Source organism: Nostoc parmelioides FACHB-3921, from assembly GCF_014696625.1.
Classification (GTDB): domain Bacteria; phylum Cyanobacteriota; class Cyanobacteriia; order Cyanobacteriales; family Nostocaceae; genus Trichormus; species Trichormus parmelioides.
The window spans coordinates 1-21,128 of sequence record NZ_JACJQL010000089.1; the positions used below are offsets into that span (position 1 = coordinate 1).

A 21,128-nucleotide genomic window follows, 5' to 3' on the forward strand; every position below is an offset into this window, starting at 1 on the left:
TACCCTTGCTGTGGAAAGATGCACCTGTTCGTCCCTTTAGATTTAATCCCAAAGTTCCTAAAGAACAGCTAGGACATCCAGTATTTGTCACCCTGAAGGCGAAATTTATACCAGGGCGTAATGTATGGGGTTTTGTGGCCCTTACCGCACCACCACAAGAGACTGCACCCAAATTTCTCAAAGCCTCTAAACAAGATAAAGCCACAGTCCAGCAAGAGTCTAAAAAGAATAAACACCAGGGACAGCGACCATCTAAGAAAGACCATGAAGGGGGAAATGGAGAGCGTAGCAATCCTCCATCTAAGCCAATACTCAAAAAAAAGCCCCCTTTGGTTGAAGGAGAAACAGACTTATAGCAGTGTCTAAAGCAATGGTTGATATCATTAATTAATTCCGCTTCAACAGCCAAAGCCATTTAGGACATAAACTATGTCGTCAGTGACCATTAACCTGCCAGAAGAAGTATTTAGCGCCCGTCGCCTAAGTCCAGAAGAATTTGTGCAAGATATGCGTCTTGCTGCTGCTATCTACTGGTATCAGAAGCAGGAAATCTCAATGGAGAAAGCCGCCTCTGTTGCTGGGCTAAACCGCCGAGACTTTCTCGCTGTCCTCGCCCGTGAACAAGTGGATGTCTTTGCTGTAGACATAGATGATTTGCAACGCGAGTTAAACCGTGGCTGAACTGCCTGCTATCAACACATCCCCACTAATTTTTTTGACCAAGGGCGGTGAGGTAAATTTGTTGCGCCTCATTAGCCCATCAATTATTGTTCCATCGGCGGTGGCCACAGAAATTAGGGAGTATGGGGAAACAGACGTAACAGCAGTTGCGCTCAACAATACCGATTGGTTGGTTGTACAAGAAACACCACCAGTCCCCAATGTGATTCTCAATTGGGATTTAGGTCTAGGGGAATCAGCCGTATTGACGTGGGGGTACACAAATCCTGGCACAGAGGTAATTCTGGATGATTTAGCCGCCCGTCGCTGTGCTGCCACCTTGGGTATTCCTGTACGGGGGACATTAGGGATTGTGATTACTGCCAAACAAAGAGGGGTAATTCCGGCGGCACGTCCGGTTCTAGAACAATTGCGACTGTGTGGAATGTATTTATCTGACCGCGTGATTAATCAAGCATTAGCATTGGTAGGGGAATAGATGTGTCTGCTCCAAGCCAGAGAGAGATCATACCTGATGGTGGTACAAGTGCAGACTCCATAAGCAGGTTTTATAGTTTAACGAAAGAATAAGGGTTGTAGCGATTGTGAATGATAAGTTTAATTTGGCCCCTTGAGAGCGCTAGAGTGACACCAACGGAGATACAATACTTTGGGGGATTGATTACACGTTTTCTAGGTTTGGTGTAATGCCCCTTGGCGCAAAAAATGAAAGTAGACGGCAACGGACAAGGCAAGATATTAAGCCAAGACGAACTAAGGCGATTGTTCACCGAGGGATTTCTCACCCCGCGCGATCGCGCCTTATTTGGCATCTGCCTGTTTACTGGTTGTCGCGTATCAGAAGCGTTGGCCCTCAACATGACTGATATCAAATCAGGAACCATCACTTTCCGAAAATGTACCACGAAAGGCAAGTACAAAACACGGATTGTAGATATTCCACCAACGCTATCAGCAATATTGGCTGATTATCAGCCCAAGGGTGCGGTGATGTTTCCCGGCAAGCGCGGTGTAACTGAACGGCTGACCCGATTCATGGCAGACAAGATTTTACGAGATGCCTGCAAGCGGATTGGGGTAGAAGGAGTTAGCACCCATTCGTTTAGGCGAACTGCCCTCACGCAGATGTCGAGCGCGGGAATACCTTTGAGAATCATTCAAGAAATCTCAGGCCACGGCGACCTGGGGACGTTGCAGCGTTATCTGGAGGTCACGCCAGAGCAGAAGCGCAAGGCTGTTTCTGTGATTGGGTTTTAGTTCAACTTCACCAGATGTTGGCTTACACAATCGATACATTGCTATTACATATAGAAACCACTTTTCAAGCACTTTTAAAAAATTTATTTCCATACTTTCCTACTTAATTTACCCCAACTTACCCCAACTTACCCCTAGATATACTATTAGATTCAAAGCCTAAAACCGATGATGGGAGTAGTTTCGCTCCCCAAGAGGGGTGAAACTACTTGTCGTAATTTAGATTAATTAGGTGTAAGCATAAAATAGAAATTACAATTTATAATTAAAATTGTAATCCAGTTGCCAAGCTCTGTTTTTTTGAGTAAAATTCGATTACTAAAATACCAGTACTAGATTGCGGCTAGTACTGGCAACACTTCATTTGATGTATTAACCCCTTATGACCATAATTGGTCAGGAGTATTTTCATGCCAAAGTATTCTAACTCAACTTCTAGGCAACAGGAAGAATTGCCTCAACAACTCTTTTTGAGTCTTTTTGAGGTTCAAGTCGAAAAATCTTGCCCTACGCATGAGGCAGAGAAGTATATTTGCAAATCCATGAATCGGGGTAAGTCCATATACGAACGTGTTACACCGCTTGGGGATTGGATTGCTATATTCTCTGAAAAAGTAGGAAGAGAGAATCATTGGAACGTCTTTTTCAGACCAGTAAAATAGGTTGAGCCTCTAGGTTGGATTGACAATGCAGAGTTTATCAAAATATTATCTTCAATATTTTGATAAACTCTGCAAAGGAAAGTAAGGTATGCACCGAGAGCAATCAGTATCCTTAAGTGTAATTGTACTGGGAAGAGATATGATTTAAAGGGTTGATTTTTATAATTATGTTCTAACGATATCTAATAGTCACCTATTTGATTAAACTAACCTATTCTAATACCAGCACAGCTTACTCTAACTTAATACTTTTAATAGTTAATAATTTAATCAATACATATGAGAAGGTATTAATTTAGTAAAGTTTATAAATTGATGCTTATCTTCTTCAAAAGAGTCTAAATAATGCTGACTTAACCATTCTATTAATTCTATAATGTCCTTATGAACTTCCAACAGTTCAATAAATGATAATTCTTTAGTGCAAAAAATTGGTTCATGGTGAAAAACTCTATTTCGTAATTTCTTTATCCTCATTATTTTTTTTCTAAGTATTTCTTTCTTCCGGGTAAAGTTATAACCTTTAGGTGAGTGTGGAAATATTTCTTTTATATAATGATGCCATATTGATCTCTCATACTCTTTATTCACCATTATTGTAACCCAAAAGCCAAAATTTAGTTTTGCCGTTATTCTATCAGATGTAATTGGTTTACGTTCTTTTCTGAGTTCATCTTTTGCTTTTTTAATTTCTTTTAATTCCCAACGTTTTTCAGACTCACCTTTTTCATTTTGTATTAGAGTAGATTCTTGTTCATTTAACCATTTACACGTAGATTCATTCTCATTAAACCAAGTAGAGCCATAATATTTAACAAATACATTAACAATTCTATTTCTTAAATTTATTTCAAATACAGATAATAATGGATATAAAGCTCTTGAAAGTTGTAAGTTTAGTTTATACAATTCCAAAGCTTCTAATTTATCATAATTGGTAGCTCTTAAATAAGTTGAAAAGCGTGGACTAGAAAAAACGACACATAAATTTTCGTATAATATAATATTAGCCATAAAAATATTACTTAAACTAAAGTATTCTATTATACAAGAAAAAGCTTAAAAATATATTTTGGTTAAGGCTCATTTGGCAAATTTTTGTAGTAACTTGACAAATTTTAAAATGATGGTTATTGTAGAACAGTGAGCCTTGGGTACTCCTTGGAGCATAAAATTAGATGAGTCTGCTACTGAAAATTAATTCTTAAAAAGAATCGGCAGGCTAAATCAAGATTTAGAGTTCCCGACCCCAAGGAAATGGATTTTATATAAAACAAAGGTGCTGGTTACTTTCCAGCACCTTTGTTTTATATAAAACAAAAATATTTATCATATTTATGGTTGTGTCTCTAAGCTAAGACTCCGCCGAATAGGAGTAGTGTTACGCGGGTATAGCACCGATTCGTGAAAAGTTCCGCCATATCGCTTGAAATCTTTACTAAAAAAGATTTTCAGCTTCTAGCTATACAGACCTTATTCACTATGGTTCAACATTGCCTAGTTTGAGCCAATTTTGGCAATGTTTAATAACTGCTCTTTGTAATCATCAGGGTTTTGGTGTTTCTATGATATTTAGGAGAAACGTTTCTCCTCGCCCAATTGGTTGAGGAATTAAGAAAGCTACTCCCTAAACTGAAAGCGGGTTAGGGAGTGTATGACGGCGGCTGTTTTGGGGGAATGACAAAAAAACTTATTCCGGCATAGCTCCCTAACTTGCAACCATTACTCTAATTTCTCTTGAATCGCCCTCTGTGTTGATTGCCCGTCAGCTACTGCTGCCGCTCTTTGTCAAAAACTTTCTTGACAATAATTGATTAGAAAATTAGCCGCTTCTTTACATGAGTGTAGCAAACCACCTTTTTTCACTATTCTCCCTAGCTACGTACCAACAAGGAAGAAAGGATTATAAATATACGTGACTAATGTTATTGAGAGTGAGTATGATGTAGACCAAGCCAGAAAACCAAATAACCAGAAAACCAGACTTATGGTTTACCAGAAATATGGACAGTCCTAAGAAAATTATTACTATCACAGGATACAAGGGAGGAGTCGGGAAAAGCACTACAGCAGTGCATCTTGCAACTTTCTTTAGTGAATTAGGTAAAACAGTTCTTGTAGATGGCGACCAGAACCGTACTGCTTTGGCTTGGTCAAAACGCGGATCATTCCCTTTCCCTACTGTGGATGAACGCCAAGCACTTAAAGTAATTGCCAATGCTCAGTTTGTGGTCATAGATACACCAGCTAGACCAGACTCGGATGATTTAAAGGAATTAGCCAAGGGCTGCGACCTTCTAATCTTGCCCACCAAACCAGACATTGTAAGCCTTGAGCCAATGCTGGAAATGGTGAAACACTTGGGAGATGCAAACTATCGTTGCTTGCTGACTATTGTTCCTCCCTATCCCAGCAGGGAAGGTGAAACACTGCGTCAGGATTTGTTGAATGGAGGCATCCCCGTATTTCAGTCAATGATCCGGCGAACTGTGGGTTTTGAGAAAGCGGCAATGGCTGGTGTCCCCATTAGGGATGTTGATGACTCGCGTTTAAAAACAGCTTGGGCTGATTACACCTCTCTTGGTAAGGAAGTTATGGAGATTTTGAAATGAGCAAGTACGGAGATTTAATTAAAAAAGCTAGAGAAGTAGAACCAGAAAACCAGACAACCATAAATACAGATAACCAGAGTTCTGGTTTAGCAGAAATTGAGCAGATGGTAAATCTGTGTGTCAAAGTTCCTATATCCCAGCGTCGCTACTGGATGTCTAAAGCTAAAGAGCAAGGGATTACCGTAACCTCAGTTATTGTTGAAGCACTCATCCAAAAATTCGGAGAACCAGAAAACCAGGAAACCAGAAAACCATAAAGGAAGAAAATCAGATTTGTGTTTTAGCAGAAGAATGGCTCATAGAGTTATTAGTAAAGCCATTTTCAACTTCGCCCATAACGTTATGCGTAACTGTAGATGCTTCTTCATTTTGGCGTTGCACCCGCCCCAGTATAACGACAGTTTTACCTGGAAATGAATTTAGGAGAAACGTTTCTCCTAACTCAATTGATTGAGGAATAAGGACGCTACTCTCAGCACTGAGAGCGGGTTAGGGAGTGTATGCCGGCGACTGTCTTAGGGGAATCAGAATAAAACTTATTCCGGCATAGCTCCCTAACTTGCAACTGATAGTCTGTGGTTTATCAATCGGCGGACTTATTTACGAGGGGGTGGCTGTTAGTAGAGCGCGAGAACTATTTACCATAAATCCTGTATTCAACCTCATCAAGAAGATTGCCGCTCTTGTTAGTCTGTTGAAACTCCCCAAATACTTTACCTCCAATACTTGACGCAATTTTCCGACTGAGGATATTTCTTTTATCAACAGGGTAAGAAAGATAATTATATTTCAAATTTTTATCCACCCAATTTTTTAGTACATTAACTGCCTCTCTACCAAAACCATGACCCTTGATATATTAGAATTGAAAAAATGTTACACGGAAGGTTTCCGTATAATAAATAGTTAGCTTTATAGGTTATTTCAATGGAAATACTAGAATATATAGAAAAGAATATTCATGATTTTAAGAGAGATATTCTAAATATAGAGCGATTTCTAATTGATACTCGTGCTTCGTATAGCTTCTTCCAAGCTAATTATCCCGATATATTAAAAGAGTTCAATAGCAAAGAACGAAGTGAAAAAGAAATTGAGGGGATGGAAATATTTAAAAGCTTACAAGAATCAGTATGTACATACGAATCAGAAATATATAAATTCTGCTTTATTAATCTAATTGCTAGGACAGATGCTTTCTTAAATGATATTGCTACGTCTATTTATCTATGGAAGAAGCCTGATTGGCAAGAAGAAAAGAGGGAAAAAATCATTTTAAGATTTTCACACTCGTCATTTAAAGATAAGTTAGAGCATCTTAAAAAAGAATTTGATTTGACCTTTCCCAATATTGAAAAGTGGGAATCAAGTATTGTTGAGCTATTTAGTACAAGAAATATCATTCTTCATAATAATGGGCTGGTTAATGAAACATATTTAAGGATAAATGGAAATAGTGATCTAAATTTAGGCGACAAAAGAGTTGTTGGCGAAGAGTACCTAAAATTTACATTTGTCTTAATAATCATAATTACAAAATCGATTGAAAAGCAAATACACGCCAAAATGAGCTAGTCTAGCGAACAAAGCTAACAACCCCTCTGCACCGTAACGATTGAGTTTGGTCGGTTAAGAGCAAAGGTTATCTGCGTCCGGTGAGCGATCGCACCAGCAATAAATCGAGCGCAGCGTTCTGGCTGAGATGAGACTTGTTCTTCTGCAAACCGGATAACTGTAGATACTTTGTGATCTTGACGTTGCACCCGCCCCAGTATAGCGACTGTTTTACCTGAAAATGAATTTAGGAGAAACGTTTCTCCTAAACTAATGCTTGAGAAATTAAAAACGCTCAAACTTATATCTAGCAGGGCTTTTCAGACCATCTTGCAGCTTTTTACACGTATCTCGGCTTCACGTCTAGTAGAGTTAACTTAATTAAAACAAGGGTCTAGTTAGTGCTAGACCTTAAACAAATAAACTTTTTATAATATCTTTTTTTATAGCTATTTCACTATTTAAAAGTCCTGCATAACTTGATAAGGCTCCTGTATACCTAAGTAAAGTTTTAGAGTCTTTTGAATCAAAACCATCATGAATAATTTGTTTAAGTTCTGTAAAAGTATTGAATAGAGAAGATTGTTTTAAAAGTGGACTAAGATTAGCTATTTTTAAATTTGTTGCACAAAGTATATCAAACAATTCTTTTGCTTCATCGAAAGTAATTGTACTACTTTCCAATTTAGAGTGTATATAAAGTAATCTTGGTAATAAATTAAGAAGATAAATTTGAATTTCCTTTAATTCGTTTATATCTTTTTCAATAATATTAATTAAAAATTGCTGATTTCTAATTTTAATATTAGTACGCCAATTAATAATTCCTACTATCAAAGCAGCAGTAGAAGTAATACAAGCAGCCAATAAAGGAATATAAATTTTTAAATCTAAATCCATATAATTAACTAATTCAGTAAATTGGTAATAGACAACCTAAATAGGTTGCCTATGTAAAGTATTCAAGTTATCTTAGTGTTAACAATCAAAAGTTAAGTCTCTAACTTGTGTCAGATACAGGTTAGAGATTTTTTATTTAAACAACCAAGTAACAAAAGCAGTTAAAAAAGCAGTACCAAAAGCATAGATTATCTTCAAAGCCTCAGTATCTACTGTGGAACGAAAAATTAAGAATGTAATAATCACCAGAAAAATAGTAAATATTACGCTTGTATTTCTCATTAGAACACCTTTAATGGTTGTACTATCCCAAGATATACGGAGAACAATATATTCAACATCGGGTTAAACACCTAATTTCAACAACAATTTGTATATTTTAAGTAGGGTTTTTTAACTAAAAAGTTAAACTTAAATCATTAAATCTCTCAGTATAAAAGCCAAGTTTATTGACACTATTCTCAATAAGTCTACCCTCGCAAATTAGCATTTTTTGGGTAAAATCGCAAAATGCGAGAGTGCAAGAATGGCTTAACCATGCGGGGTTCAGTTTCTCAAATTTCTATATAGTGGGGAGAGAATCAAAATTTTGTTTTCACAACTAATCAACCCCAAAAATCAGTATAGAAATACACTATGTACTGAGATACCATAAAACCCCTAACAAACCAAGTTGGCATAGACCCTAATCACCAACCAAGCTGGCAAGGCAATAGACCCCACACACCAGACCCCAGACCCCAAAAAAGATTGTTTTGTAATTATTTCCAAAAAATCTTCCAAACTAGCCTGTAATTCGTAACTGTATGAGATTAATTCCATTTCTTTTATATCGATATTACTAATATTGATTTTTTTATTAAAAGACTAACGACCAAGTTGAGATGTAGCAGTGGACTGAAACAACGCCAACGAACTTGGTCAAGTAGCTCTAACTACTCTCCACTGCACAGATCACAGGCTAAAACCACGGCTACGCGACTGCCGTTCGCGTTCAAGTTCCGCCTCATAAAAATGAACTCTTAATTCCTGATTCCAATCAGGATAAGTCGGTTTAAATCTTTGACCAGAGGGCAACAATTCTAATACTGCATTAGCAGTTTTATCTCCCTGCTCATCGTTATTGAATGCCAGAACTACCCTATGGCAATTTTTGAGAAATTCTAGAGGTAAATTGTTCGGGTCATCAGCTACTATAAACATTGTTCTCATCTGTGGGTAAGCTCCAGTTTTGGCTAGGACATACATACCTGCTGACACCGCATCAATTGGTGAAGAACATAAGAAGACGTTTTTAATTTCTTCGACTGGATTCTGCCCCAAATTGATATGAAACCAACCATTTGGTGTAGAGGCGTTTTGGTCTAATTCAACAGTGTGACGATTATCCTTTGGGTCTGACCAAACTAATGCACCAGTCTTTTCACCATCCAGATTACGTTTGATAAATAAAATCTGCTTTTGCTCATCCATGTAAAGCAAATTGTTGTTGTGTAATTTTTCAATAAAAGAACCCGGTATACCGCGCTTCTCCCTCAAGTATTGATACAATTTTGGCCACAGAGCTAGATCCTCCGGTGGTGGAGTGAACTGAGGCTGTTGTTGTTTGCGTTCAATCTCTTGAAACAGGTTTTGTCTCTCCTCAACTGGGAGTGGTTTAGCAGGTTTTAGCAGCAATTCATGAATAGGCTCATCATCACGTTCTGGTTGGTAGTCAACGCCATGATGTTTCTGTAAGCCTGGGAACGTGTAAGCAGGCCCCAAAGATGTACCGCTAAATTTTTGGTCATTCCACGAGTAGGAGATCCCTTTACTTTTACCCTTGCGTGTTAACCCATGACGAACTTCTACATCCAACAGTTGCAATCGTTCAATCAGTTCGGGCATGGTTGGTTTATCTACTGTGGTGCGGTCAATTAATTCAATTAGCTGGGTTTTTATTGGCTGTTGTGGCGCTGTGTTTCTTAAACCCTGCTCATACTCTAATTGTTCCCTTTCAACTCGTCGCTGTTGCCCTACACTTGGGGCGCGGTTAAGTTTCTCTTTACTACTAATAGTCTGCTGTAAACCATACTCCTGTTCTAGCTGGCGTATGATTTTCTCTGAGCGTACATACTCCCAGCTATCACTGGTAATCTTGCCATCATCCAAACTGATTCTGCTGGCGCAAATGTGTATATGATCATGGTCGTGGTCGCTGTGGCGATAGATGGCATATTGGTTAGATGTGTAACCCATTGCCACCATATATTTATCTGCTATCTCACACCAAGTTTCATTGTCTATTTGTTCGCCTGGGGATAGTGAAAGTGAAACGTGGTGGACTACTTTAACAGCTTCGGGATTTAGTTGTCGAGATAGTCGAAATTCTCTTGCTAATTCACGAGCATTTCTCCCAAACATATTGCCACCGATTAAAGATGACTCTTCTCGATTTGAGAGATATTCCAAGAGTCCGCGAAAGCTTTTACCTTTGGTTTGGTTGCCAATCATTTTTACTCCCACTCCTCCTTATCTTCATCGTCAATGTCATCGTCATCAGTGACTTCAGTTTCAATAGAAGATAATTCCCGACCAATTTCTTGTAAAAGATTTCGTAATTCTGCTAGTTGGTATGGATATGCTGGTGGTTGCACTCCCATTTTTATGGCAGCGTTTGTTGCTCTGGTGAGTTGATTAATATTGTTGCCGATGCGGACTAATTCTCTATATGTTGCCAAGGTTATTTTACTCAGTCGTCTTGGCAGTGGTTTTAATAAAACACTACGTCTGGTGAACTCAGCTATCGACAGTCCCGCGTCTTGTGCTTTCAGCTTAATCATCTCGTGTTCTATTGCATTAACACGAGCTTCCAATGTCTTGTTACGCAGCAAGTTTTTTGACAATTTAGGACGCATAACTGCAACCAATTAGAGGGGGTTTCCAAAGGGGGCTACTTCCCCCTTTGGCAAGTCTGTTGTCCGAGCGTAGCGAGGTTTGCCGCAGGCAAAAAACACGGCTTGCTTTTAGCCCAAAATTTGGGAGAGGTGCAGAGTTTCTGTGCGGGATGCGGCGTAGCCGTGAGGCTGACTCAATGGTACAATGCGGAGAGGATTATAACAACGGCGTAGCCGTAATATTCTAGAATCAAGCACTGGGTAAATTCTAGATTTGGCATAGCCATAATATTAAAGTTCTTGATTCGGCGTAGCCGCTACAGTAAGAACTAATTCGGCGTAGCCGTTATAGTTAGATTTTTTGGCATGAGTTGAAAGATAAGAACAGCGTAGCTGCCACAAGAAAATCTACTTTGGCGTAGCCACTACAGTAAAACATGGTTCGGCGTAGCCGAAAAACTAAAAAATTATTCGGCGTAGCCGTCATAGTAAAAATTTCTTGAGCATCAGATTGAATGAAAATTCGGCGTAGCCGCTTTCATTAAAATCTCAGATTCGGCGTAGCCGTAATAGTCAGTTTTTTTTAGCATTTTGAAAACAGATTGGTACAGACGTTTTCAGATAGCCGATAATTAATAATCAATCACTACATGAGATAACAATGGCTGAACATCAGAAATCTGAGGTCATCACTAAGAGCAAGGTTGATAAGGCCATAGAATTGCTGAAGGAGCAGAAACCGAAAGAGCGGGACGATGTATCGGACAGGGAAGCTGTGAAGAAAATGCGGAGATACATCGAGAAACTGACTTCTGACAAGTACGGCTACACTTATGATGAAGTTGCAGAAATGCTGAAGGGGCTGGGCATTCATTTGAGTGGCAGCAGAATCAAGTATTTAATAGGTGAGTTGAAGAAAAGCAGCCGTCAGCGTCAGAAAAACCAGTCAAAAGACAATAACCAGTCATCAGAACCGACTACTGAAGCTCAAAAAGCAGTTCAAACCAGTCATGAAGCTGATAAATCCTCTGAAAATAATGGTCAGGCTAAGAGGAAAAGCAAACAGGAGACACAACAGCAGCCAAAACTTTACAGCAGAGAAGACTTGTAAACTGCCTTAATTGAGGTTTAACACTAGGGAATCAATAAAACTGAATTTTCAGTGTTATGCAGCCAAGTCATCTTGGTTCAACAGCTGCAACCAATAGGTGATTTTTTGCCTCTGAGTTAGGCTTACTTTAGAACTGGCAACCCGTAGGGCTTGACGAGGGAATATTTCACGTAAATCAGCCAACATAGACGCATCAAGACAAGCCTCTAAGCACGAGCATATGTAGTCAATTGACTCAAGATATAACCATTCTCTTGTGACCTCATGAGGGCAGATAGGACGTTTCATTGGGCTGCTCGACTCGATTCAAATATTTTACGCCTACACTGTGGGTTTTAGCTTAAAAAAGCTGTATTCAGCACTGTATAAGCATTTGGTCGTAATTAGCATTGTCAATAATGCTAATTTAATGTATTCCACATTGGTTACACATTGTTTACACAGTGAATAGCATAATTACTTATGCTTTTATTATGCTTTTTAAGGCTAAAGCAATTTATTAATGCCTTAAATAACGATATTTAGCAATGCTTACGCACTGTTAATAACAGCACTTGTTACATTACTAATAAAGTTAAGTGCAGTATTGGCAATGCGCTTTTAATGCACTTCACTGTAAACGCACATTGTAAACACCTTGTTTAACGGTAGAGGCAATGTATGGAAGATGCTGATAACAAGAGCGTACAAGTTACGGCTTATTTACCCAAGGATGTGCATGAACAACTCAAGAAGTGGATGGATGACAATTATCAACGCTCTGTCTCCTCTGCTGTCTCGCTGATTGTCGAACACTTCCTGAAAAAAGATGGCCGTCCTCTGGGAGATACCGACCTTGGGCCTAGAGTGACTGCCCTGGAGCAAGAAAACATTCCGCCTCGGCTGACTCAGCTAGAACAGCAGATGCGGCAACTCAGGGAAGCCCTTATCGCGGCTGGAGCTATTAGCCTAGCTAGTGGAGTCGAGGAGCATCTAGCAGAGAACACCAGCATTGAGGGTGGTCAGTTCATCTACTCGGTTAAGGAAGCCAGGGAGGGACTGAGTAAAACCGAAATCATGCGACGTTTGGATCTGACCGCTACCACCTTGAAGCGGCTGGCTGAAACTGAAAGGACGACAGAGGAGAAATATCTGATGAAAGTTACGGGCTGGCAGTTGGGTTCTGGTGAGCGGCCAAAATTTTACCCGCCACCACCAAACGGACAAGGGCAAGGTTAGTTAAAAAAGCTGTTTTCAGTATGGCTGATTTTCAGTAAGAAAAGTGTTCAGTGTTTCAAGTCAATTTTTGAGTGTTTGAAGCCTCGCACAGTACGCCATTTTTTTAATCCCAATTTTTTGAGGTGGAAATACTACAAAAATCGTTGGTTCTCAAGCTACTACTGCGTTTAAAAATGGGCTGTACATTGATAAACAGTAATTCTCATGCACTATTAATGTGGAACACGGCACTTACACATTGCTTATGCCGTAGAAAGCAGTAAATGTTATGCGCTTGATATGTGGAATACCTTATTGGCACATTATTTAAACTTCTCCTAGCAGTATTGTCTATGCTTCACGGCAGGGAAACACAGTATCAAGCACATTACCAATGCCTGGGTTAGCCAAAAGCGCCAGCCACCCCAACACTGTATATAAAATATTGGGGGTTTGAGGGGTTGATCAGGATGGGATTGTATTACTTGTCCAGTAAACTTGTTTATCTATTTAATTACCGTTAGTGGACGTGACAAAAAACTGGCATTTTGAGACTGTATTTTCGTCAACTGTCAGATTGTTAAGCTTACTAGCCCTCTAAAAACGCGGATTAGACGTAAAGTCGGCATGACGAGACTAGCTGTAGTGTATTGGTTACAGCGCTGCACAGTTATTTAGTTGGTGGAGAATTGGGAATTGTGGTTAAGCTGCTACTTTCTCTTTCTCTTTCTCTTTAGCCAGCCAGTGCTGGAAGATTTGCTCACGTCCATCGTCAGCACCAACTACATGATAAATTCGTTGGCGATCGCCAGTCCCATCACGACCCTTATACTTCAATTTCAGCCCTATCTTCTTCAGGAAGCGCCGCAAGATGACGATGGGCGTATCTGAATCATTCAAGGTAATATCCAGAACAGTTTTCACCTGCCATTTAACAGATAGGGCATTGTTAGCCATCTGCACTAAGTCCTCATCAGTCCCCCTGAGTGAGCGATCGCTCTTGATGAAATCGGGGATGTTGAACTTTTCTAAGGCATGAATCACCAAACTCTTTTGACCGCCGTTAAAATCCGGTAGCCATGCGCTCTTGGCTTGAAGCATCTTTTCCCCCAAAGAGCGATCGCGCTCGGCAACATAGGCTCTACCCACAGTCAGGTAATAACACAGCCGCAGTTGTGGATAATAGCCAGCATCATCCTTTTTCACCAGTTCCGGGGTAACTTCCACACCGTAACGCTGTTCAAGCTTGTATTTGCGTTCAATGTTGCGTTCAGTTGTGGTTTTAGAGCGTTGTTGTTGTAGTGCCTCATATTTAGCCGGGGTCAAATGGCTGGTATCCGCAGCACAGACATTCTCACACTCAGCATTGTAGAGGTCATCTCTTTGCTTAGTAATCAGTTTCTCTAATATGATTCGGGTTTTGTTGTCATAAACATCGATAATGTTGTGGCCTTCGTCGGTTAATGCTTCAACTACCGACTCACGGTAATGAATCATGCCAGCATTAATCCGACAGCTCATTTTGCCAAAAATGGTCAAAGCAGTGCGGTTGATATTGATTTCATCACCATCTATTACCATTGAGGCATCCTGTAGCAGTCTCAAATTAGCTTTAAAGCATTGATGTTCACTAGCCAGAAGTGATTTAACGTTTGTCGCTCCATTACCAACCTTGCCGACCCCGTGACGCGCAACCCACAGATGGCGCTCTACTTCTTCACGAACACGGGCTAAAGCTTGGCGAGTAGCATTTTCCGGGGCAACTCCCTGGAAGCACCCCCAAACGCTGGTAAAATGCCCTCTAATGTCGATGCTCACCCCCGTACCAATGGAAGGGGAAGCCAGCACAATGTCATACTCCATGAGTATCTGGTTAAGTCGCTCAATACAGGCATAAGCGGCGTGTTCTGGGTCAACAATCGTTTCGGAGTCAATGCGGAGTATTCTGTGGTTAGGGAATTTTTTCTTTAACTTCGCCTCTAAAACCTTGGTTCCCCATTTAGATTTGGCTTTTTGAGCGTCAACGGCAATAAACGGCTTACCCCCCGTTTTAATGTGGGCTTCAAGGGCAGCTAACCAGCAGATAGGGGTAGTTTGTTTGTAGTTGTAAATATTCCAGGGTTGACCCTTCCAGGTGTTGACCACCACCCAAGGGGTAACTTTGGTTTCTGCTAGACCCATGACCATATGGGCTGATAAATCCGATAAATCAGCATCAGCCACGATAATTCTGCCACGACCAGGGGCGATAGCGTTCTTGAACAGATGTGAAAGTTGGTTGAGGACTTCGACCCGATGTTTTTTAACTTCGGTGGTAGCAGAGAGTGAATGCCAAATTACCTGCTCAGATTCGTCAATGATGACTAGGGGTTGCTTCCAATGTTCAGCATTGAATCTGGCTTGTCCATAGGGGTGTAAACTGTCAACACACAAAGCAAAGCCGATTAAAATGCCAATTTCGCTGTTTCTGACTTCGGTAATGTAGGGAATGCCTAGTCGGTCGGCTAGGGCTTGGGCCAACTGTACTCGGTGAGATAACAGTAGCACTGGTTGACCGTTGGCGATCGCTTCGGCAACAATGGCGATTAATGACTCAGTTTTCCCTGTACCTTTGGGGGATTTGAGCAAAATCAGTTTAGCGTCATCAGGAATTGCTAATTCTCCTAGATAACGCTGACTCAGGGTCAACGCAGGCTCATAGGACAGGCGATTGTAGCTTTTCACCTGCCATTGCTCATAGGTCAGTGCAAGACTTATCACCTCATGGGCGACATCTGACCCCCTGGCAATGATTAAATCATCAATGCCCTTTTCGGGATAATTCCACTCTGTAATCAGGACTTGACAGTGAGAGTCCGTTAACAGCTTCGTGGTTTGGGCGATGGCAATGTTGACCCGTTGGATTGTTTCTGGCTTGGTGTCGTGGTCAAAGCAGACGGTGAATTTACGTCCCAGCGTGGCGAAGTGTTGCAGTTCGGGAATGAGATGTTTTTCTCCGGTGGGAATGCCAAACTCATCTTTTAGATTGCGGTAGCCACTGTTTACCCCAGGCAGCGCGATCGCTGCATAACCCAAAGTCAGCAACGCCCCAGCTTTTTTTACCCCCTCGACAACCACAACAGGGATGTTGTACTTCCAAACCCAATGCCAGAAGCCCATTCCCCTATCTTCGTCGCTGATCGTTTTGTCATACCTTGCGGCTATGCTCGACCAAATTTCATCGGTGACAGCTAAGAAAAACGCCCTTGTTGGCACTCGTAACGGGTGTTCATACTTGATGAATTTAGCACCTTTGTTCGGGTCGCGCCTGGGGCGGTCGGGTTTCATGCAACCCCAGTCCATCGGGTTGTAATCGTTGAGTGGGTCAACGCCGTTGCACCACCAAGAAAATCCCTCAATGTGGCGGTATTTTTTTAATAAACCGTCTCTAAGTCGTCCATCGTTACGCCGAGGGACGTTTTGACTGTAGAACAGGTAATCGTAGGCGGTTCTACCTGATACCGAAACAACGTTTAGAGCAATAATTCCTGGATCAACAGCACTGGCTAACCATTCATTCCAGTGAGTTGCTTCTATATGTAAGGGTCGAGATATTGTCTCACACCCTCCTAAAACTTCATGTAGTTGAAGTGCGCGATTGTTATTTATCACAGATTTACCCTCAAATAACTGGTTATTCAGCATTTGGAGGGGGTTAGCGCACTGCTACGCCTCATATCTATGAGATTTACCGTTTTGCTTCTTTAAATTTTTTATATTTCCAAAGAAAAATGATAAATTTTGATGCAAAATTTCGCTGTGGAAATGTACAAATTCCACAGCAACTCATATAATATGAGTTAGCAGCGCGGATTGAATCTCAGTATGCCAAGCAGTGGTGTCCAAGCTTCCACACTTTTAGCCACTTTTTGGAACGTTTGAGATAGCTTCCCGCTCTAAAAGCTTATGAAATTAACTTTTTTCTACTGGACAAAGCGTTTAGTTATTTGCGCTTTGTCTTTTTGCTGTTTGGTTTCTTTGTATTCACCTCCGTATCTCCTTGTATTAAGCAATAGGTAAATAATACAAAACTTTTGTTTATCTGGAATCTAGTAAAAACCTAATTTTCCTTGAAATTACTTAAGAAAAGTTAATTCTGTTGTTATCGTGGTTTTTACTAAATAGCTCATTCTGTTTTTTCGTGCTTCTTCTCCCTAGCTGCGATAGCTTCTTGACATAGCACAACAACCATTTGACTTACTGTTCTAGTTTCATCACTGGCTAATCCTGCAACTTGTTCATAAACCTCTACTGGGAAAGTGACATTTACTCTTTTACCTTTATACTTTGGCATTTATTAGATAGCTTTAGGCACTATTAGTATCAAAATACCTTATTTAATGTGCCTAAAGTATAAGTTAAATTAGCCTCTAGTAGTGCCTACTACTATCTAATAGATGTTATATTAGCATTATCAAGCCAATAACAGCCACCCAACAAAGGCAATAGAAGCCAGAAAGTGATGTTAATGCTTGCCAAAAACTGGATATGTGGATTGAGAGCGATTCAGGCTCTAAATTTTCCAAAGCCAGAAATCTAAAGACTTTTACCAATAATCAGAACCATGACAACCGCATACTTGAACGCCTCAGATTGGCTTACTCAAGCCGATTTACTCGCCAATTCCGGGTTAACTACCATCACGGGAGGTAAAGACCCTGGTGCTGGGTATGGCAAGGCTATCTATGGTGATTTTTCTATCATGATGCCTGCCGCGTACTCATTAGTCCGTAACCGCAACATTCGCCATTACGAAACCATATCTAAGGATGGCTGCTGGGTGTGTTATGTGGATGGCGCGAGAAAAGACCTAAAAGATGTTCAATTCTTCTGGGGTAGTGCAGCGATTACACAACGTGATTACACCCTACTCCATGAGGACAAATCGAAAAAAGCAGAACTGGCATTAGAAAGCATCCTTGCAGACTTGGCAGTTCTGAATATTCCCGATGGGATGAGACTAGAGATTAGTTTGAGCAACCACAACCCACAACGCTGGGACAAAGAAATTAAGCGCAGAGTGCAAGGTATTCACACCTTCCAACACAAACACCCTATCAATCAACTTCTTGTTACTAAAACGGTTGAGATTGTAGTGACGGGTGTTTACCGCGAAGGGTTCGGCAGTATCGCTTACTGCCTATTCGGTGAACCAATTCTCACCCTTGAAGAATCAGAGGTTGCTATCGCCCTTGATATCGGTTCATCGACTTGGTTAATTACCGTATTTAACGGCAATGGTGCGGTGATTGGGGAACATTTAATAGAGAATGGCTGCGGTGAATTGCACTCAATGATTGCCGAGGCATTAGACAAGAGAAATGATGGAGTAAGCCTAATATCAAAAGATGTCAAACATTCACCTTCATTAGTAAATAAAGGGATTCTAGATGGCACTTTGACTTATGGAGGAAATCGACTTACGGGCAAGAATTTTGAAGTGGAATATGCCCAATGTTTAGACCAATGGTGGTCAAGCCAGATTGAGAAATTCGCCAACTATATCACCGCTAAGAATTACCTAGACAGAGCTAAATACCTTGTCGCCTGGGGTGGTGGAGTTTCTCTGCCAGTAGTTGATGAAAATCTAGCTCAATTCGGCTTTATGGTCTTACCAAATCCCCAATTCATCAATGCTATGGGACTGAAATTACTAACAGAAAATATGACAGGAGTAGAAAAAAGTGTCTGAGAAAACCTGCTACGAATCTCGGCGTATAACAATTTCGTACTTAGCAGTCTATGAACTATGCCAGATGTTTGACATCCCTCAAGATGCACCAACACAAGCATTCTCAGCAGCAATAGAGAAGCTGATATTTCAATCTGGAGTTAACTATCCTGCATTATCAAAAACTCAAAATCCTGCATCAACACCTGCACCGATTCAACCGAATAAGGCAATGCTATCAAGTATGGTCAATCAGTTAAAAGGGGTAGCTTCATGAACAAGCTAAACCTAGTTTATGACAGCACATTACTAACCCAGTCAAAAGTCTACCAGATAGACAGAACGCTATACCGCTACCTCTATAAGACAGGAACAATTCAAGCCCCACAATTTATTTTCCGCCCACTAGCAGGACAACGGAAGAAAGCTGATTTAAAACTGAATCACAAAGGTTTAACGAATCGCTGTTATGAGGTAGAAGGGGCAACTACAAAGAGTTCTGTTATCAGCCAGGAATCACTGCAATTAGCACTATTTTGAAGGAGAAATAATTGTGAAAGTTAGACAAGCAATAGCAGCCACTTTATTTCTACTTAGCTGTGTTGGTTTTGGTTATCTCTCTACACAAAAGTTTGGTGCAACTACCACAGCAATGATAGGTGGAGGAATGTTCAGCATAGGAGCAATCGCCCACCTAAAACAAAAACCAGTACCACGTAAACGCACCAACAAATCTGTTAATTAACAGGCACTTTAAATCATGAGCCAATCATTAAGCAGCCTAATTCAACAGGCACAGGAAACAATTCTACATATTCGCAACCATCCCGATTACAAGCAAATTGCAGTCAACTATAGTCCTGACTTGACGCTAGGAGATGCAACAACAGCATTGACTTACTTGCAGTGGGAAGTTGAGGAGAGAACAACTATTGATGTAGCGTTTCTTGAAGCATTTTCTAGTTAGGGAAAGAAGGCGATCGCATTGCCTGGAAAACATGGCGATCGCTTCTCCAGTGGTTTTAAATACACACAAAAGGATCATAGCAATATGTCAAAACCGTTAGGGTATTTCACATCAACAATGCCGGGGGATGGTTCCTACCTAGACTCACTTCAACAGCAGTACGGCAGCACATTTGAGCAACTGAATAAGGTAGAGAAACTGTTGCTGCTGCAAAACATAGCCCAAACGTTACTGGGAGCCGAAATCAACGTAATTGGCAGTGCAGTATCAGCAGAAGCTGTCTCAACAGTCTCGCCCATTGTCCAAGGTCTTTACAAACGAGTGACCTTAGCTGACCTGTTGGGACTAGCAGAGGCATTGGTTAATCAACTCAAGTACCAGCAATAGGAGTAAAACATGGCGCGTAACTATGGAACTGCCAAGCTGAAAAACCATATCTCTAATAATGCCCCAGGTACTTTAGGAGCAATGGGCAAACTGTTTGATGTGTCGGCAGAAGACTTCAACAAGGCACTTCAGGGCGACCAAACGGTAATCACCCGAATTGCAGATATGGCGCGACTGTCTGATACTGCCCAAGCCAATTTACCCAAGGCATTGGAGGCATACCGTTCGATTATTGAGACAACCGGAGATGTTAACCAAGCCTACGCGGAGTTGGTGCAACTAACCCAGAAGCACGGAACGCAAACCCTAAAAGCTATCAACGCCAGTAAGACAGGAGAGCAGCGTTTCAAAAATGAGATGACCGAGATACAAGCCGAACACGTCAATGCCACAACTGCGGAGGCAACCCGACACGCTCAACGCTCAAGCCTGATTCAGATAGCAGGGGCCACAGCAGACCTAATGGCTCTAGCAAAATATGAGGCGGATTTAATCAAAGCGTCTAACAAAGTTCCTGAAGCACAGGATACAGCAGATCGCGCCTATGAAACTGCGGTAACTAACGCACTGTGGACTAATGGCAGTGAAGCCAAAACCGACCGCATACCCAAGCCAAACTACTCCCGGACTGCTGGAATTAGTCGCGTGGGGCAGTGGTTCCGCAACTTTATGGGTATCTAAGCCACAGGTAAAAAGCCAGAGTCTCTTAAGCTCTGGCTTCCATGCTTTTTTGTATGGTTAGGAGTAAAAATGAATGAATTAGACGCTTTGTTATCTCAATTTCACTCCACCAATAACCTAACTTCCTCTACCAATTGGAGTGAACCACAAAAAACTCAAACCACCCCAGAGGATGAGGACAACGAACGGCTAGAACAATCTATTAGGGATGTCTTCAACAACAAGCAACTCTTAAACAAAGCTCTAGCCACATTTTTGGGCGTATTCACCGCTAACACAGGAGTCAGCCTACTAACGAGTTTATCCATTGGGGCGATCGCATCTGGGACACTGGGCAGCATTGTACTGGGGTTATTCTTCGCCAACACCCTCACCAAGATTCAATATGACGGCAGAATCCACATTGGTAAAGACTTCATGGTGGCGACTGTCCAAACTGTGAGCGTAGGTGCTTCGCTGTGGATAGCCTTTGACGAATATCGGGTTGTAAGAGAAGCGACTAATACAGGTAAGACACGGTTCTATGAGGAGGT

At 41.0% G+C, this 21,128-nt stretch carries 25 protein-coding genes and 1 pseudogene; 17 read left to right on the plus strand and 9 right to left on the minus strand.

Translation table 11 applies throughout. From position 1 onward, the window contains the following. From H6G14_RS29550 to H6G14_RS29565, 4 genes and pseudogenes are all read left to right on the plus strand, one after another. Positions 1-356 (plus strand): annotated as a pseudogene (locus H6G14_RS29550) (hypothetical protein); the annotation flags it as partial. A 73-nt stretch (positions 357-429) separates the two neighbouring features. After that, positions 430-681 (plus strand): UPF0175 family protein, encoded by a 252-nt coding sequence (locus tag H6G14_RS29555; protein WP_190572108.1) that lies wholly within the window; start codon positions 430-432, stop codon positions 679-681. After that, a complete protein-coding gene (locus H6G14_RS29560) occupies positions 674-1,159 on the plus strand; it encodes a PIN domain-containing protein (RefSeq protein ID WP_190572109.1) in 486 nt (161 codons plus the stop codon). The genes H6G14_RS29555 and H6G14_RS29560 overlap by 8 nt, the downstream gene beginning before the upstream one ends. A gap of 215 nt (positions 1,160-1,374) precedes the next feature. Next, the gene (locus tag H6G14_RS29565) at positions 1,375-1,938 is read left to right on the plus strand and encodes a tyrosine-type recombinase/integrase (protein WP_242054065.1); all 564 of its coding nucleotides are present in this window, start codon (positions 1,375-1,377) and stop codon (positions 1,936-1,938) included. A 932-nt stretch (positions 1,939-2,870) separates the two neighbouring features. Here the strand turns inward: H6G14_RS29565 and H6G14_RS29570 are convergent. Further along, positions 2,871-3,614 (minus strand): Abi family protein, encoded by a 744-nt coding sequence (locus H6G14_RS29570; protein WP_190572112.1) that lies wholly within the window; start codon positions 3,612-3,614, stop codon positions 2,871-2,873. Between the two features lie 989 nt (positions 3,615-4,603). On the opposite strand from H6G14_RS29570, the gene H6G14_RS29575 reads away from it, so the two are divergent. The 3 genes from H6G14_RS29575 to H6G14_RS29590 all read left to right on the plus strand — a co-directional run bounded on the left by H6G14_RS29575 (position 4,604) and on the right by H6G14_RS29590 (position 6,787). Further along, positions 4,604-5,212 carry a ParA family protein gene (locus tag H6G14_RS29575; protein WP_190572114.1) on the plus strand — a complete coding sequence of 203 codons (609 nt, stop codon included), beginning with the start codon at positions 4,604-4,606 and terminating at the stop codon, positions 5,210-5,212. Continuing rightward, positions 5,209-5,469 carry a hypothetical protein gene (locus H6G14_RS29580; RefSeq protein WP_190572116.1) on the plus strand — a complete coding sequence of 87 codons (261 nt, stop codon included), beginning with the start codon at positions 5,209-5,211 and terminating at the stop codon, positions 5,467-5,469. The genes H6G14_RS29575 and H6G14_RS29580 overlap by 4 nt, the downstream gene beginning before the upstream one ends. Before the next feature lie 670 nt (positions 5,470-6,139). Continuing rightward, positions 6,140-6,787, plus strand: coding sequence for a hypothetical protein (locus tag H6G14_RS29590; RefSeq protein ID WP_190572118.1), 648 nt, complete (start codon positions 6,140-6,142; stop codon positions 6,785-6,787). A gap of 14 nt (positions 6,788-6,801) precedes the next feature. On the opposite strand, the gene H6G14_RS29595 is transcribed toward H6G14_RS29590, so the two are convergent. The 6 genes from H6G14_RS29595 to H6G14_RS34120 all read right to left on the minus strand — a co-directional run bounded on the left by H6G14_RS29595 (position 6,802) and on the right by H6G14_RS34120 (position 10,800). Then, positions 6,802-6,975: a hypothetical protein gene (locus H6G14_RS29595; protein ID WP_190572150.1), complete on the minus strand. Its 174-nt coding sequence runs from the start codon at positions 6,973-6,975 to the stop codon at positions 6,802-6,804. A gap of 202 nt (positions 6,976-7,177) precedes the next feature. Then, positions 7,178-7,666: a hypothetical protein gene (locus H6G14_RS29600; protein ID WP_190572120.1), complete on the minus strand. Its 489-nt coding sequence runs from the start codon at positions 7,664-7,666 to the stop codon at positions 7,178-7,180. 132 nt (positions 7,667-7,798) lie between these two features. Continuing rightward, complete coding sequence (locus tag H6G14_RS29605; RefSeq protein WP_190572122.1) at positions 7,799-7,948, minus strand: hypothetical protein; 150 nt, start codon at positions 7,946-7,948, stop codon at positions 7,799-7,801. 672 nt (positions 7,949-8,620) lie between these two features. Beyond that, complete coding sequence (locus H6G14_RS33825) at positions 8,621-10,159, minus strand: relaxase/mobilization nuclease domain-containing protein (RefSeq protein WP_242054076.1); 1,539 nt, start codon at positions 10,157-10,159, stop codon at positions 8,621-8,623. Between the two features lie 2 nt (positions 10,160-10,161). After that, positions 10,162-10,563, minus strand: a complete 402-nt coding sequence (locus H6G14_RS29615) for a plasmid mobilization protein (RefSeq protein ID WP_242054077.1) — start codon at positions 10,561-10,563, stop codon at positions 10,162-10,164. 108 nt (positions 10,564-10,671) lie between these two features. Then, entirely contained in the window at positions 10,672-10,800 is a 129-nt protein-coding gene (locus H6G14_RS34120) for a hypothetical protein (protein ID WP_277884342.1), read from the minus strand. A 403-nt stretch (positions 10,801-11,203) separates the two neighbouring features. Here H6G14_RS34120 and H6G14_RS29620 point away from each other — a divergent pair, with 403 nt between their 5' ends. Together H6G14_RS29620 and H6G14_RS29625 are read left to right on the plus strand one after the other, a co-directional pair. Further along, entirely contained in the window at positions 11,204-11,653 is a 450-nt protein-coding gene (locus H6G14_RS29620) for a hypothetical protein (RefSeq protein ID WP_190572124.1), read from the plus strand. A 660-nt stretch (positions 11,654-12,313) separates the two neighbouring features. Beyond that, positions 12,314-12,871, plus strand: a complete 558-nt coding sequence (locus H6G14_RS29625; protein WP_190572126.1) for a hypothetical protein — start codon at positions 12,314-12,316, stop codon at positions 12,869-12,871. A 681-nt stretch (positions 12,872-13,552) separates the two neighbouring features. Here the strand turns inward: H6G14_RS29625 and H6G14_RS29630 are convergent. Both H6G14_RS29630 and H6G14_RS29635 read right to left on the minus strand, forming a co-directional pair. After that, positions 13,553-16,534, minus strand: coding sequence for a plasmid replication protein, CyRepA1 family (locus tag H6G14_RS29630; RefSeq protein ID WP_190572128.1), 2,982 nt, complete (start codon positions 16,532-16,534; stop codon positions 13,553-13,555). A gap of 481 nt (positions 16,535-17,015) precedes the next feature. Beyond that, positions 17,016-17,183 (minus strand): ribbon-helix-helix domain-containing protein, encoded by a 168-nt coding sequence (locus H6G14_RS29635; protein WP_190572130.1) that lies wholly within the window; start codon positions 17,181-17,183, stop codon positions 17,016-17,018. A 270-nt stretch (positions 17,184-17,453) separates the two neighbouring features. Between H6G14_RS29635 and H6G14_RS29640 the strand changes: the two genes are divergently transcribed. The 8 genes from H6G14_RS29640 to H6G14_RS29675 all read left to right on the plus strand — a co-directional run. Beyond that, a complete protein-coding gene (locus H6G14_RS29640; protein ID WP_190572132.1) occupies positions 17,454-18,581 on the plus strand; it encodes a ParM/StbA family protein in 1,128 nt (375 codons plus the stop codon). Next, positions 18,574-18,837, plus strand: coding sequence for a hypothetical protein (locus H6G14_RS29645; protein WP_338421236.1), 264 nt, complete (start codon positions 18,574-18,576; stop codon positions 18,835-18,837). Before H6G14_RS29640 ends, H6G14_RS29645 begins: the two co-directional genes overlap by 8 nt. Then, entirely contained in the window at positions 18,834-19,100 is a 267-nt protein-coding gene (locus tag H6G14_RS29650) for a hypothetical protein (protein ID WP_190572134.1), read from the plus strand. Before H6G14_RS29645 ends, H6G14_RS29650 begins: the two co-directional genes overlap by 4 nt. 13 nt (positions 19,101-19,113) lie before the next feature. Further along, complete coding sequence (locus H6G14_RS29655; protein ID WP_190572136.1) at positions 19,114-19,305, plus strand: hypothetical protein; 192 nt, start codon at positions 19,114-19,116, stop codon at positions 19,303-19,305. 15 nt (positions 19,306-19,320) lie between these two features. After that, positions 19,321-19,527 carry a hypothetical protein gene (locus H6G14_RS29660; RefSeq protein ID WP_190572138.1) on the plus strand — a complete coding sequence of 69 codons (207 nt, stop codon included), beginning with the start codon at positions 19,321-19,323 and terminating at the stop codon, positions 19,525-19,527. 18 nt (positions 19,528-19,545) lie between these two features. Continuing rightward, on the plus strand, positions 19,546-19,914 hold the full coding sequence (locus tag H6G14_RS29665; protein WP_242054079.1) for a hypothetical protein: 369 nt from the start codon (positions 19,546-19,548) through the stop codon (positions 19,912-19,914). Positions 19,915-19,923: 9 nt separating this feature from the next. Further along, complete coding sequence (locus H6G14_RS29670; RefSeq protein ID WP_190572140.1) at positions 19,924-20,595, plus strand: hypothetical protein; 672 nt, start codon at positions 19,924-19,926, stop codon at positions 20,593-20,595. Between the two features lie 69 nt (positions 20,596-20,664). After that, positions 20,665-21,128: hypothetical protein (locus H6G14_RS29675; protein ID WP_190572142.1), on the plus strand; the 464-nt coding region annotated here is incomplete at its 3' end.

Excerpts from the sequence above, each read along its gene's own strand:
- H6G14_RS29555 (WP_190572108.1), top strand. The coding sequence starts at position 430 with ATGTCGTCAGTGACCATTAACCTGCCAGAAGAAGTATTTAGCGCCCGT.
- H6G14_RS29570 (WP_190572112.1), bottom strand. The coding sequence starts at position 3,614 with ATGGCTAATATTATATTATACGAAAATTTATGTGTCGTTTTTTCTAGT.
- H6G14_RS29575 (WP_190572114.1), top strand. The coding sequence starts at position 4,604 with ATGGACAGTCCTAAGAAAATTATTACTATCACAGGATACAAGGGAGGA.
- H6G14_RS29580 (WP_190572116.1), top strand. The coding sequence starts at position 5,209 with ATGAGCAAGTACGGAGATTTAATTAAAAAAGCTAGAGAAGTAGAACCA.
- H6G14_RS29590 (WP_190572118.1), top strand. The coding sequence starts at position 6,140 with ATGGAAATACTAGAATATATAGAAAAGAATATTCATGATTTTAAGAGA.
- H6G14_RS29600 (WP_190572120.1), bottom strand. The coding sequence starts at position 7,666 with ATGGATTTAGATTTAAAAATTTATATTCCTTTATTGGCTGCTTGTATT.
- H6G14_RS29605 (WP_190572122.1), bottom strand. The coding sequence starts at position 7,948 with ATGAGAAATACAAGCGTAATATTTACTATTTTTCTGGTGATTATTACA.
- H6G14_RS33825 (WP_242054076.1), bottom strand. The coding sequence starts at position 10,159 with ATGATTGGCAACCAAACCAAAGGTAAAAGCTTTCGCGGACTCTTGGAA.
- H6G14_RS29615 (WP_242054077.1), bottom strand. The coding sequence starts at position 10,563 with ATGCGTCCTAAATTGTCAAAAAACTTGCTGCGTAACAAGACATTGGAA.
- H6G14_RS29620 (WP_190572124.1), top strand. The coding sequence starts at position 11,204 with ATGGCTGAACATCAGAAATCTGAGGTCATCACTAAGAGCAAGGTTGAT.
- H6G14_RS29625 (WP_190572126.1), top strand. The coding sequence starts at position 12,314 with ATGGAAGATGCTGATAACAAGAGCGTACAAGTTACGGCTTATTTACCC.
- H6G14_RS29630 (WP_190572128.1), bottom strand. The coding sequence starts at position 16,534 with ATGCTGAATAACCAGTTATTTGAGGGTAAATCTGTGATAAATAACAAT.
- H6G14_RS29635 (WP_190572130.1), bottom strand. The coding sequence starts at position 17,183 with ATGCCAAAGTATAAAGGTAAAAGAGTAAATGTCACTTTCCCAGTAGAG.
- H6G14_RS29640 (WP_190572132.1), top strand. The coding sequence starts at position 17,454 with ATGACAACCGCATACTTGAACGCCTCAGATTGGCTTACTCAAGCCGAT.
- H6G14_RS29650 (WP_190572134.1), top strand. The coding sequence starts at position 18,834 with ATGAACAAGCTAAACCTAGTTTATGACAGCACATTACTAACCCAGTCA.
- H6G14_RS29660 (WP_190572138.1), top strand. The coding sequence starts at position 19,321 with ATGAGCCAATCATTAAGCAGCCTAATTCAACAGGCACAGGAAACAATT.
- H6G14_RS29670 (WP_190572140.1), top strand. The coding sequence starts at position 19,924 with ATGGCGCGTAACTATGGAACTGCCAAGCTGAAAAACCATATCTCTAAT.